This window comes from Aquimarina rhabdastrellae (genome assembly GCA_947387485.1).
Lineage (GTDB): Bacteria > Bacteroidota > Bacteroidia > Flavobacteriales > Flavobacteriaceae > Aquimarina.
Genome location: CANDNT010000021.1, coordinates 46,896 through 61,247 on the forward strand (window position 1 = coordinate 46,896; position 14,352 = coordinate 61,247).

Here is a 14,352-nt window from a genome sequence, read left to right on the forward strand (position 1 = left end):
CTTAGTTCCCTAAATATAATCATCATCAATTAATATTAAATAAAAAAGTCGTTGCAATAATGCAACGACTCTGTTTTATCTCAACTAAAGTTTTATTAAGCTTCTACAGCTACTTCTTCTTTAGGTTCTTCTTTTATTTTAAGACCAACTTTATTAATTGTATCAAACATTACAGGTGTTGCAATGAATAATGAAGAGTATGTTCCCACTAATACCCCAACAATTAATGCAAACATTAATCCTTGAATTGATTCACCTCCAAAAATAAAGATTGATAATAATACAATCAATGTTGTTAAAGAGGTATTCAATGTACGGCTTAATGTACTATTTAATGCTCCATTAACCATTTTTGCTAATGGCCAATCAGAATGTTCTTTAAAGAACTCACGAATTCTATCAAATACTACCACGGTATCATTTAATGAATATCCAATTACCGTAAGGATAGCCGCGATAAATGCTTGATCGATTTCCATGTTAAATGGCATGAATTTCCAAGTTAAAGAGAAAATTCCTAATACGATTAATACATCATGGAATACTGCAGCTACAGCTCCTAAACTAAATTGCCATCTTCTAAATCTTAATAAGATATATAAGAATACCACTATTAATGATCCTAATACTGCCCATACAGAAGATTGTTTGATATCATCAGCAATTGTAGGTCCAACTTCCATAGAAGCCATAATTCCTACTTGCTTACCATCTTTACCATTAACAAACTCATCATAAGTTAATCCTTCTGTCAATTGAGGTTTCAATGCATTGTATAATTTATTTGTTATCTCTGCATCTACATCTTGCCCAGATTCTCCTACTTTGTATGTAGTAGTAATTTTTAATTGATTATCTGCTCCATAAGTTTTTGCTTGTGCGCTTCCAAATACAGTTTGTAAATCAGCTGCTACTTGAGTAGGATTAGCATCTCCTGCAAAACGAACAATATAGTCTCTACCTCCTTTAAAATCTACTCCTTGGTTTAATCCAGATCCAAATAATAATGATCCTAAACCAATAACAATAAATATACCTGAAACGATATAAGCTAATTTACGCTTACCTAAGAAATCTACATTGATTGTACGGAATAAGTTTTTAGTCATTCCTGTAGCAAATTCTAGAGATTTACCGTTTTTACCATATCCATCAATAAATAATCTTGTAACAAAGATTGCCGTGAATAAAGATGTACCAATACCGATTAATAATGTAGTTGCAAAACCTTTAATTGGTCCTGTTCCTAATACAAATAAAATTAATGCAGTTAATCCTGTAGTAATGTTGGCATCAAGAATTGACGATAATGCATTACTAAATCCATCCTTAATAGCATCACTTTGTGATTTTCCTTTTGAAAGCTCTTCTCTAATACGCTCAAAGATAAGTACGTTTGCATCAACCGACATACCTATCGTTAATACGATACCTGCTATACCAGGTAAAGTTAATACCGCTTTCAATCCTGCTAATACTCCAAAGATAAATAAGATGTTTACTACTAATGCGATATCTGCAAATAAACCAGCTTTACCATAGTAGAAAATCATCCATACTAATACTAATGCTAATGCAATTAAGAAAGAATTGATACCACTATCAATAGCTTCTTGACCTAAAGATGGTCCTACAACAGCACTTTGAATAATATCTGCAGAAGCTGGTAATTTACCTGCTCTTAATACGTTTGCTAAATCTTGTCCTTCTTCTACTGTAAAATCTCCAGAGATTTCACTTCTTCCTCCAGAAATTGCTCCTCTAGAAACTCCAGGAGCAGAATATACTACGTCATCAAGAACAATAGCAATATTACTTTGGTTTTGGAATGCTTTTCCAGTCATTTCTTCCCAGATTCTAGCTCCTTTACCATCCATTTGCATAGATACAGCAACTCTATTTCCTATCTGCTCATAAGTCTGTTGTGCATCTACGATTACGTTTCCACTTAATTGTGGTTTGTTTTCTCTATTTCCTTTTAAAGCATAAAGATCTACAAGTTCGCTATCTTTTACAGGCTTACTCCATACAAATTTTGCATAACGTTGCTCTGTTGGTAATAAACTACGTACTGCAGGATCTCTTAAATATGCATTAAACTGTGCCGTATCTTTAAGTGCTACTGTTGCTAAAATTGCTCCACCAGCTCTAGATTGAGGTGAGAATAATTCAAATATAGGATTAGCTTCACCTACTTGTGTAGAATCCTGAGCTTCTTCTAAAAGATCATTTACATCTGTTCCTTCACTAGCAGTAGAATCTTTTTTAGGAGCTGCAGCTTCTTTAGCTTTTCTAGCTTTTTCTTTTAATACATTATTTGCAGCAAATAAGAAAGTTCCCATTTCTGATGTTTTATAAACATCCCAAAACTCTAATTGTGCTGTACTTTGTAATAACTTCTTAACACGATCTACATCTTTTGCTCCAGGAAGTTCTACAAGAATACGACCAGATTCTCCTAAACGCTGAATATTTGGTTGTGTTACCCCAAATTTATCGATACGCTTACGTAATACTTCAAAAGCAGAAGTAATAGACTCATCGATTTTCTTTCTTAATATTGGTTTAACTTCAGCATTAGTCATTTCAAAGTTAATGACATCACTTAATTCTTTGTTTGCAAAAATATCAGGAGAAGCTAATTTTGCATCTGGAATACTTTCAAATGCTGTAAAGAAATCTTCTACATACGTATTTTGTCCATCTTTTTGAGCTTCATCTGCCTTGTCTAAAGCTTGATGAAAAGCAGGATCTTTAGTTTGATTTGCTAACCCTTTTAAGATGTCTTTTACAGAAATTTGAAGAATCACATTGATTCCTCCTCTAAGGTCAAGTCCTTTGTTTAATTCTTTGGCCTTAGCATCTCTATAAGTAATTCCAGCGAAAATCTCGTTCTTTCCGATAGAATCCAAATAGTTACGTTCTGCTGCTTCTCTTAATTTAGAGCTGCTATCATCAGGAAATTTATTCCTTGCATAAATCTCAGCTTCTTTTTCCTTAGTATAAGTCAAATATGTGTAGGATAACTGATAAATACATACCAGACCAAACAATATTGCAAATACTCTAACAAGTCCTTTATTCTGCATTATTTTTAATTAAAATTAAATTGGTCATTTTTATAAAACGGACAAATATAGGATTTCAAAAACTAATTATCAATTACTTTTTGAATAAAAAAAGACCGCCTCATGAGCGATCTTTTCAATTTTATAAAAAATTCTTAATGATTTCGTTAAAAGAATAGGATTGTTCTTACAATTCTAATAAACCATTAGTCTTTTTAACTCCTTCTGCGCTCTCTTGTAATTTTGCTTTTTCAGCATCACTCAATTCGATTTCAACAATACGCTCAATTCCATTTTTACCTAAAACAACTGGTACTCCAATAGATAAATCATTTAATCCATACTCTCCTTCTAATAAAGCTGAACATGGGAAGATTTTCTTTTGGTCACATGCAATTGCTTGAACTAGACCTGATACAGCTGCTCCTGGAGCATACCAAGCACTTGTTCCTAATAATTTTGTTAATGTAGCTCCTCCTACTTTAGTATCTGCAGCTACTTGCTCTAATCTCTCTTCTGAAATAAAAGCTGATACTGGTACACTATTTCTTGTAGCTAAGCGAGTTAAAGGAACCATCCCCTTATCACTGTGACCACCGATTACCATTCCATCTACATCAGAGATAGGAGCTTCTAAAGCTTCTGCTAATCTATATTTGAAACGTGCACTATCTAATGCTCCACCCATACCAATGATTCTGTTCTTTGGTAATCCAGTTGTCTTATGCACTAAATATGTCATCGTATCCATTGGGTTACTTACTACGATCATAATAGCATTTGGAGAGTGCTCTATCAAGCTTGCTGATACTGACTTAACAATTCCTGCATTGATTCCGATTAATTCTTCACGAGTCATTCCTGGTTTACGAGGAATTCCACTTGTAATTACAACGATATCACTTCCTGCAGTTTTTGTATAATCATTTGTAGTACCAACGATTTTTGTATCAAAACCATTTAAAGAAGCAGTTTGCATTAAGTCCATTGCTTTTCCTTCTGCAAATCCTTCCTTAATATCTAAGATTACTACTTCTGATGCGAAATTCTTGATAGCGATGTACTCAGCGCAACTTGCACCTACAGCACCTGCTCCTACTATGGTTACTTTCATGTATATATTTTTTAAATGATTTGATTAAATTTTATTTTTCACTGCGAAAATACGAATTCTTCATTGATTTCTTTTCTCAACAAAAGGTTAATTATCAATCCTCTTAAAACCCGAAATTTAAACCTATTGCTAAGTTGTTATATTTTTGAAAACTGTAATCGGCATTAATGCCAAAGAATCCTAATTTTAATTTTGTTCCTACAGTTGCTTTTACTCCTGAATTATTATGAGAAACACTAATAGGATCTACAAGTGTTTGATTTATCAAGCTTCCTCTTTGTATTTCATATGTCCCTTTTAAATCAGTAGTACTTTCTCCTGTAACATATCCTATTCCGCCATAAAAATTAATTACTGGAAGCTTAGTCGAAATTACTGCCGAAAATAACCAAGAATTTGCATCAAATTCAATTTCTTGCCCTGATCCTGAGATCACACTATCTTCACTAAAATCATAACTTCCTTTTAAATTGGTATATCCTATTACTCCTGAAATACGTATGGGTAACACATCCCATCCTGGAATCCAGTTTGTCAATTCGTGTTGAACCCCTATACCATACAGTTCAAATGTTGTATCGTCTGTTTTAACTTTAGGTAAAAATCTAGCTTTTACTTCGAACCCTTTAGGTAATCCCATACTTGCTTGTAGAAATCCAGTAGGTATAAAATTAATCCCTGTATCTCCTATTCCGTCTGGTAAGGTAATTTCAAACTCTCCTAATTGTCCTTCATTTACGACTACTGTCACATCTGATTCATTCTCTCCAAAAACTGTAGCGACCGTAGCACTAGTTGTTCCATTTCTAAAACTTAAATCTTCATATTCATTAATGTTTAATTCAAAAGATTGTTCTTCGTCTGCAACAAAAGATAAGTTCCCTACAACTCCTACTTCGAATCTAAATAATTTCTTTGCTTTTCCAGAGTTATACCATCCGTTAGAGATTCCATCGATTACACCTTCTCCTACAGGAGCAAAGTATGACTCACTAAATCGTTGTGCATTTCCTATTCCGGTTTCTAATAATTGGTCAATATTTACTTGTGCCGAAGTTATTCCTACCATAAAAAGCATAGGAATCATTAATAATTTCTTCATTTATAGATTTGGTATTTGATTTGTTTGGGATCAAAATTACACCTTTTTAGACATAAAAAAAGAGGTTGTTATCGCGATAACAACCTCTTTTCTTTCTTTATTATATTAACCTACGCATCGATATTTGCGTAAATCGCATTGTCTTCTATAAACTTTCTACGTGGTGGCACTTCGTCTCCCATTAACATAGAGAATACATGATCTGCTTCAGCTAAGTTATCTATTGTTACTCTACGCAACGTACGATATTCTGGATTCATTGTAGTATCCCATAACTGCTCTGCATTCATCTCTCCAAGACCTTTGTATCGCTGGATTTTTGAATTTTCTCCAAACTCTCTAACGATTTGATCTCGTTGATCATCATTCCATGCGTATTGCTTTTTGGCTCCTTTTTTCACCAAGTATAATGGTGGTGCAGCAATATATACGTGTCCATTCTCAATCAATTCTTTCATATATCTAAAGAAGAATGTCAAAATCAATGTTGAAATATGACTACCATCGACATCGGCATCACACATGATTACAATCTTATGATAACGTAATTTTGAAAGGTTAAGCGCTTTACTATCTTCTTCTGTACCAATTGTAACTCCTAAAGCAGTAAAGATATTTTTGATTTCTTCGTTTTCAAAAACCTTATGATTCATAGCCTTTTCAACATTCAAAATCTTACCTCTTAATGGTAGTATTGCTTGGAAATTTCTATCACGTCCTTGTTTTGCAGTTCCACCTGCCGAATCTCCCTCGACAAGGAATACTTCACATAAAGCAGGATCTTGTTCTGAGCAATCAGATAGTTTTCCAGGTAACCCTCCTATACTCATTACAGTTTTACGCTGTACCATTTCACGAGCTTTTTTAGCCGCGTGACGTGCTTGAGCTGCAAGGATTACTTTTTGGATAATCGTTTTGGCATCATTAGGATTTTCTTCTAAATAGTTTTCAAGCATTTCTGATACTGCTTGAGATACTGCCGAAGTAACTTCTCTATTTCCTAACTTAGTTTTAGTCTGTCCTTCAAATTGAGGTTCTCCTACTTTTACAGAAACAATTGCTGTTAATCCTTCTCTAAAGTCATCACCTGCAATTTCGAACTTCAACTTATCTAACATACCTGAGGAATCTGCATATTTTTTCAATGTAGATGTTAATCCTCTTCTAAATCCTGATAAGTGTGTTCCTCCTTCGTGTGTATTAATATTATTTACATAAGAATGTAAATTTTCTACATAGGAGTCATTATATATCATCGCTACTTCTACTGGGATATTATTTTTTTCTCCCTCCATAGCAATTACATGTCCGATAATCGAATTACGATTTCCGTCCAAGTATTTTACAAATTCTTTTAGACCTTCTTCAGAATGAAAAACTTCGCTGATAAACTCTCCTTTATCATCTTTATTTCTACGGTCTGTAAGTGTTATTTTGATTCCTTTATTAAGGTATGCTAACTCACGCATACGACTTGCCAAAGTATCATAATTATATTCTGTTGTTTGCTGGAATATACTTTTATCTGGTAAGAAAGTAACTATTGTTCCTGTTTGATCTGTATCTCCTACAGCTTTAACTGGATACAATGTTTTACCTCTTTCGTATTCCTGCTCCCATATTTTACCGTCTCTGTAAACTGTAGCTTTTAATGAATCTGATAATGCATTAACACAAGATACACCTACCCCGTGAAGACCTCCTGAAACTTTATAAGAATCTTTATCGAATTTACCTCCTGCACCAATCTTAGTCATTACAACTTCTAATGCAGAAACACCTTCTTTTTTATGAATTCCTACAGGGATTCCTCTACCATTATCTCGTGTAGTAATAGAGTTATCCTCGTTAATAGTAACCTCAATCGTATCACAATGTCCTGCCAATGCTTCATCAATTGAGTTATCTACCACCTCATATACTAAGTGGTGTAAACCTCTCACTCCTACATCTCCAATATACATTGATGGACGCATACGTACATGCTCCATTCCTTCAAGCGCTTGGATACTATCTGCTGAATACTGCTTGTTATTTACTTCTTCACTCATAAATCTTAATTGTGTTTAAACAATTTTCGTAACAAGCAAATATAACAAAAGCAAGCTATTATCATAATATATCACCAAAATAGAATACATAAGTTATTAACAAAATCCTTTAGTTTCTATCTATAATCTTTTTCTTTCTACTGATTTTCAAACACATAAAAAAGCATCACTAAAAGGTGATGCTTTTTTGAAATATTCTTATTTATTGTTAATCTTTTCATTAATATGCATCTACATGCACTTGAGCTATTGCTCTACCCGATGGTTCATTTAAATTTTTAAACGCTTCATCCCATTCTAAGGCGATTTTTGTACTGCATGCTACAGACGGTTCTTGAGGCACACATAAAGCAGCAGCTGTAGATGGGAAATGCTCTGCAAAAATTGATCTATAATAGAATTCTTCTTTGGTTGTTGGCGTTTGATCTGGGAATTTATATTTAGCATTAGCTAGTTGTTCGTCTGTTACCTGTTCGTTTACCACTTCTTTTAAGGTATCTATCCAACTATAACCAACACCGTCTGAGAATTGTTCTTTTTGTCTCCATGCTACACTTTCTGGTAAGTAAGATTCGAATGCTTTTCTAATCACCCATTTTTCCATGCGTTCTCCATTAATCATTTTATCTTGTGGGTTAATTCGCATTGCTACATCCATAAATTCTTTATCCAAAAACGGTACTCGTCCTTCTATTCCCCAAGCTGCTAATGATTTATTAGCTCTTAGACAATCATACATATGTAGTTTATCTAATTTACGCACTGTTTCTTCATGAAATTCTTGCGCATTTGGTGCTTTATGGAAATATAAATATCCTCCGAATAATTCATCTGCACCTTCTCCAGAAAGTACCATTTTTACTCCCATAGATTTAATCACCCTTGCCATTAAATACATAGGCGTAGAAGCTCTTATGGTAGTAATATCATAAGTTTCTAGATGATAAATTACATCTTTGATCGCATCAAGTCCTTCTTGAATTGTAAATTTAATTTCGTGATGTACCGTACCTATATGATCAGCTACTTTTTGTGCAGCTGCCAAATCTGGTGATCCTTCTAATCCTATAGAGAAAGAATGTAATCTAGGCCACCATGCTTCGGCAGTATCTCCCGACTCGATACGTTTCTCTGCATATTTTTTTGCTATAGCCGAAGTAACCGAAGAGTCTAATCCTCCTGAAAGTAATACGCCATAAGGTACATCTGACATTAGCTGTCTGTGAACTGCAGCCTCTAAGGCTTCTCTTACTTCGTCTATACTTGTTTGATTATCTTTTACCGCTTCATAATCACTCCAATCTCTTACATACCATTTCTTTAATTTTCCATCCTTACTTGACAAATAATGTCCTGGTGGAAACAATTCTATTTTGGTACAAACACCTTCTAAAGCTTTTAACTCAGAAGCTATATAAAAGGTTCCGTTAGCATCCCAACCCATATATAATGGTATGATTCCCATATGGTCTCTAGCTACTAAATATTCATCCTTTTCTACGTCATATACGGCAAAGCCAAAAATTCCGTTAAGTTCATCTATAAAACTAGCACCTTTTTCTTTGTATAAAGCCAAAATCACTTCGCAATCAGATGCAGTTTTAAAATCATACTTTCCTTCAAATTGCTTGCGTAATTCCTGATGGTTGTAAATCTCTCCATTGGCAGCTAACACTAATTTCTTATCTTGACTAAACAAAGGCTGCTTACCTGAAGCTGGATCTACAATAGCCAAACGCTCATGTGCCATAATAGCATTATCATTATGAAATATCCCACTCCAATCTGGACCTCTATGTCTAATCTTCTTTGACATTTCTAATAATTGAGGTCTCAATACTTCTGCTTTCTCCTTTAATTCAAATGCACATACTATTCCACACATTGTTTTCTATTTTTATATTAATTGATAGGTCAAAATTGCATATATAGTTACATTATTAAAACAAAAAACATTAATATACTTTCATTTTAAAACACAAAACATCAAAAAACATATAAAAATAAATGTTTAAGTAACTATAGTTGATTTTCTACTAACAGTCTGTTACTTTCTCTTTTTTTAACATAGAATAGTATTATCTTAACATTTAAATTGTAAGTTCTACTGTACTTTTACAACAATAAAACATATAAACTAAATGCAGATTATCATGAAAAAAATTTTATTTGCTGCTTTGATAGCTTTAATTAGTATGACTACTTCTGTGCAAGCACAAGATTTTGCAGGTCTACAAAAAAGTCCAACAGATATAGTATATGCTAAGCCTGGTAGAAGAGCTGCCCCGCATATTAAAGTAATCTACAGCAGACCTCAGAAAAAAGGACGTACTATCTTTGGTGAGTTAGTTCCTTATGGAAAAGTATGGAGAACTGGAGCAGATGAGGCTACAGAAATTAAACTTTTTCAAGATATGAAAATTGGCGGTAAAGATATTAAGGCTGGAACTTATTCTTTATTTACAATTCCTGGTGACAAAGAATGGACAGTGATTTTAAGTAATCAATTAGATATTTGGGGAGCTTATAGCTATGATCAAAGTAAGGATGCAGTAAGAATTAAAGTTCCTGCTGCCAAAGGATCAGAATTAGAAGTTTTCTCTATAGGATTTAAAAATATTGATAAAGGTTATGGCTTAGTTTTAGGTTGGGATACTTCTCGTGTAGAAATTCCTTTTACGCTTAAATAAAGAATAACATTTCAATAGTTATAATATTAAGAGAGCTCACTTAAAAGTGAGCTCTTTATTTTTTCAAGAAATTTAGAGATTTTTCAATCTTTCTTTACCTTCATTATTCTAGACAATTATTACTCATACTTTTTAGTATCAATCATATTACTGTTTGGGGAATAATTAATATGACGTTGTGCTATGATTAATACTGCAAATTAGTATGGTAATACTACTATCTATGAATCGCATGACTTGATGCGCTTGGTAATTCTTTTAAAAAGTCCATTACGACTTTAAAAGTTAACTTAAATTTAGTGTAAAATAACCCCATAACGTATTTATTATTAATTAGTTATACAAATATAACACTCTCTACTGTTTATTGAAATAGTTTTAACATTACGGTTTTAACCTTTTAGACATACAGTCTTTTTTTATCGACAAAGAACACATTTACAATATCTTATCTCTATTTCTATACAAAATTATCCTACAGTATTTTGCTATTATTTTGGGGGCATTTCCCCTAAGCCCAATAAAATCAATAATTATCGTTGATTTTTAAGTGATTAACATATCACTTTTTACATGTTTTTATACAATGTCACATTTTGCAATGATATCAATTACATTTTTGCGTATTTTTCCTTAAAAAGCATACTGTTTACACACATATTGATTACCATATATTTACCTTAAAATTGTTATAATAAATACAACTCTTAAAATCTTATTATTAATCATGTTTTTTTGTTTTTTCCCCTCTATACAAGTTCTTCTAATTCTTTATAAAAAAGCATTACAAATTAGCGCACAATAAACGGTAGCTGAAAAGTCTTTATTGGAGTAGGCAAAATCACAAAAAACAAAACAATGTCATACAAATCAATTGTATCAATCAAAAGCTACTATGTAGTATTAGCATCTTTATTATTTATTATATCTTTTCAAAAAGATGAAGTAGTTATATCTACTCTAGAACAAGATGTTGAAAATACAGCTAATGAAGAAATTATTTAGGTTCCTATAAATCCTATTACTAATGAACCTGAAGTTCAAGGTATAGATTTTACAGATGCTATAATCATTGCTAATGAATCTATACAAAAGCAAGTAGGTGGTCAAATCATAGATGATCAAGAAATTCGTTTAGGAACTACATCTAATTCAGGTCTTGAAGTTGACGGACGTCTTCCTGCTGGTTATGTATTAACAGGTATTGGTGGTAGAGCAAAAGGTGGAGAAATTACAACTTTAGTTCTAGAAGGTAGGTATTTATACAGCAACGGTACTCTAGGTACACGAAGACAATATAAATTTGGGTCAGCACCAAATCATAGTTTAGAATTTTGGTATGCGGCACCTTATAATCAAATCATTACTGGTTTAGGCTTTAGAATCAAAGATGGTAATATTACTACATGTCGTATTACTCGCAGACAAATCTATAGCAATAGAAGACTATCTCAAAGAACTTATGTGAGTAGAGTTGGTTCTGTTCCTAACAACGGACTTGAAGTAGAATATACTGCTCAAAATGAATTTTTAAATATTACTAGAACAGCGATTACTCGTGTAGGACAAAGACAGGATAACTAACCTTTGTGTATGGCTAATGGTTCAGTTTCAAAAGTTGTGGGTGAATTAAAATATAATAATGAATGTCGAATACAGAGTTAAGATTAACGATAGTTGATTTTAGATTAATTCGATCGCGGAGTCGAAGTAACGAATTTCACTCAAAACTAATTAATTTATTATTATTCATTTATCACTCAAAAAAACATTTTAGCCTTATTAAGCTTATTCTTTTTCCCATTGCCGTAAAAGGAATAAATATGTATTGAGATACACAAAAAAGCTCTTAAACACTGATAAAACAAGAAAATATACCTTTACAAAAACTTCAAAGAATTCATTTGAATGTATGTAATTTCATTATTTTTTTAATAGATATTTAATATTAGATTGCCCGTTTTATAATTCATCAAACAACAAACATTTTATGGCAACCCTTAAAATTCTATTGTACAAAAGTAACAAAAACAAACATGGTCAGTTTTCCTTAGCGTTAAGAATTACCAAAGATGGCAAACCTAAATATATCCATATCGAATGGCTAGAAGAAAAATACTGGAATGCTAAAAAAAGTGAAGTTCGTCGCTCTCATCCTTTTGCCGAAAATCTAAATTCACTCGCAAAACAAAAACACGCTTTAACTCAAAAAATCATCACCGAGCATAATATCGAAAATAGAGTTCTAGATATTGATACTTTAGTTAAACGTGTTAAAAACAATCGCGTCAATGTTTCTTTTTTTGATGTATCTAATGAACAGGTCGAAACCTTGTTAAAAAGAGAAGAATTTGCAACTCATATTGATAACGATTGTAATAATAAAAGATTCAAAAAATATATTGGCAATGAAGACATAGGTTTTCATGAAATTCAACCAAAACTTATCAAAGACTTCATCGCTTATTTAGAAATGAACGATTATAAAAAAAGTGTCATCAAATCCAATCTTTCTTACATTCGTAAAATCTTCAATATTGCCATCAGGGATAAAGTTATTCCTAGAGATTGCTATCCTTTTGGTACAACGTATAAATATAAAATTAAAGGAGAATCTCCTAATCGCATTGGATTAGTTGAAGATGAATTAATGCGTTTTGCCTCCGTTGAAATCCCTTATATGAAGACTCGTTGGCTTACTCAACAATGTTTTCTATTTTCTTTTTACTTAGCAGGTATACGTGTCTCTGATGTTATCAAAATGAAATGGAATGTTATTCATGATGGTCGTTTATATTATGAAATGGGTAAAAATCAAAAAAGAGACTCTTTACAAATACCCGAAGAAGTACTTAGAATATTAGAACATCTTAAGCCTTTAAAAACATGCCATGATGATTATATATTTCCTTTCCTTAAAGGAATTGATACTAAAAACAAAAAAGCTATATATCAAAAAATAAAATCAACAAAAAACCTTATGAACTATCATCTAAAGATTATAGGTAAAAAAGCTGGAATCGAAAAAAACGTCAGTTGCCATATTGCTAGGCATACTTTTGGAACTATTGCTGGAAATAAAATCTCAATGAGAAGTTTACAAAAACTCTATCGTCATTCTGATATTAATGTTACTATGGGTTATCAACGTTATTTTGACCATTCTACTACAGATAAAGCTCTACAAGATGTTGTTAGTTTCTCTAATGCCTCTTAAAAAACATCATCCCTTAGAGATTATCTAGGGGATATTTTTTAGCATTAATTGTAAAGAATCATTATAGATTTTCTTGGTTTTTATTAGGATTGAAAAAATGTATCTTTGTTATCATGAGAATAGTAGTTACTAACTGTTTTTTTAATCCTATTCTTTATAGAAATCATAGGGTTTATAAGGGGTTATCCCCTTTAAAAACAGTGTTACGTTGGGAGTAACCTCATTTTGGATGGTATTCACAACGATAAAAAGTAAAAATGTAGAATGTAAAATATCGAAGTTTAAAGTGATTTTGTATTAATGATATGATCTTGAGCTATACTCTTTACTCATCACTAATTACTTATTACTTGATATTGATGGTATTCACAACTGCATTTCAAAATGGTTCGCATCCCATCTCGTTGGGAGTAACCTCATTTTGGATGGTATTCACAACTAGATAGCAATGTAGGACGAACATATCCATTGTTGGGAGTAACCTCATTTTGGATGGTATTCACAACCGTCCTTATCGTAGCTCATTTCATAACCAGGTTGGGAGTAACCTCATTTTGGATGGTATTCACAACACCGTTACGAATGTATCTCCAGAAGCTAAAGTTGGGAGTAACCTCATTTTGGATGGTATTCACAACGATAAGAAGTAAAAATGTAGAATGTAAAATATCGAAGTTTAAAATGATTTTGTATTAATGATATGATCTTGAGCTATACTCTTTACTCCTCACTAATTACTTATTACTTGATATTGATGGTATTCACAACAACTTAATTCTAGTAGTATCTTCTAATAGTGTTGGGAGTAACCTCATTTTGGATGGTAGTCTCAATGGCAAAAAGTAAAAATGTAGAATGTAAAACAGTAAAGTTTAATGTGATCTTGTATTGATGATCCTGAGTTATACTCTTTACTCATCACTAACTACTTATCACTTAATATTAATGGTATTCACAACGACAAGAAGTAATAAGGTAAAATGTCAAAGATTAAAGTGATCGTTATACTTTTAACTCTTTACTACCACTTGATATAATAACCATATATTTTACCTGTATATCACCGTAAGGATTTGGTTAAATTTTGTAGCTTTAGTTTTCTAATCAATT

General features: G+C 32.3%; 8 protein-coding genes. 3 read left to right on the plus strand and 5 right to left on the minus strand.

Going from position 1 to position 14,352, the window contains the following annotated elements:
* Nucleotides 1-95: 95 nt before the first annotated feature.
* The 5 genes from secDF to asnB all read right to left on the minus strand — a co-directional run bounded on the left by secDF (nucleotide 96) and on the right by asnB (nucleotide 9,220).
* Nucleotides 96-3,089 (minus strand): protein translocase subunit SecDF, encoded by a 2,994-nt coding sequence (secDF, locus tag ACYEKI_RS19345; RefSeq protein ID WP_459212858.1) that lies wholly within the window; start codon nucleotides 3,087-3,089, stop codon nucleotides 96-98.
* Between the two features lie 166 nt (nucleotides 3,090-3,255).
* Nucleotides 3,256-4,182 (minus strand): malate dehydrogenase, encoded by a 927-nt coding sequence (gene mdh / locus ACYEKI_RS19350; protein ID WP_459212859.1) that lies wholly within the window; start codon nucleotides 4,180-4,182, stop codon nucleotides 3,256-3,258.
* Between the two features lie 103 nt (nucleotides 4,183-4,285).
* On the minus strand, nucleotides 4,286-5,284 hold the full coding sequence (locus ACYEKI_RS19355) for a DUF6588 family protein (protein WP_459212860.1): 999 nt from the start codon (nucleotides 5,282-5,284) through the stop codon (nucleotides 4,286-4,288).
* A 110-nt stretch (nucleotides 5,285-5,394) separates the two neighbouring features.
* On the minus strand, nucleotides 5,395-7,335 hold the full coding sequence (gene gyrB, locus ACYEKI_RS19360; RefSeq protein WP_459212861.1) for a DNA topoisomerase (ATP-hydrolyzing) subunit B: 1,941 nt from the start codon (nucleotides 7,333-7,335) through the stop codon (nucleotides 5,395-5,397).
* 220 nt (nucleotides 7,336-7,555) lie between these two features.
* The gene (gene asnB, locus ACYEKI_RS19365) at nucleotides 7,556-9,220 is read right to left on the minus strand and encodes an asparagine synthase B (protein ID WP_459212862.1); all 1,665 of its coding nucleotides are present in this window, start codon (nucleotides 9,218-9,220) and stop codon (nucleotides 7,556-7,558) included.
* A 268-nt stretch (nucleotides 9,221-9,488) separates the two neighbouring features.
* On the opposite strand from asnB, the gene ACYEKI_RS19370 reads away from it, so the two are divergent.
* The 3 genes from ACYEKI_RS19370 (at nucleotide 9,489) to ACYEKI_RS19380 (ending at nucleotide 13,242) form a co-directional block, all read left to right on the plus strand.
* Nucleotides 9,489-10,025: a DUF2911 domain-containing protein gene (locus ACYEKI_RS19370; RefSeq protein WP_459212863.1), complete on the plus strand. Its 537-nt coding sequence runs from the start codon at nucleotides 9,489-9,491 to the stop codon at nucleotides 10,023-10,025.
* An 858-nt stretch (nucleotides 10,026-10,883) separates the two neighbouring features.
* Nucleotides 10,884-11,030: a hypothetical protein gene (locus ACYEKI_RS19375; RefSeq protein ID WP_459212864.1), complete on the plus strand. Its 147-nt coding sequence runs from the start codon at nucleotides 10,884-10,886 to the stop codon at nucleotides 11,028-11,030.
* Between the two features lie 985 nt (nucleotides 11,031-12,015).
* Nucleotides 12,016-13,242, plus strand: coding sequence for a tyrosine-type recombinase/integrase (locus ACYEKI_RS19380; protein WP_459212865.1), 1,227 nt, complete (start codon nucleotides 12,016-12,018; stop codon nucleotides 13,240-13,242).
* Nucleotides 13,243-14,352: the final 1,110 nt, after the last annotated feature.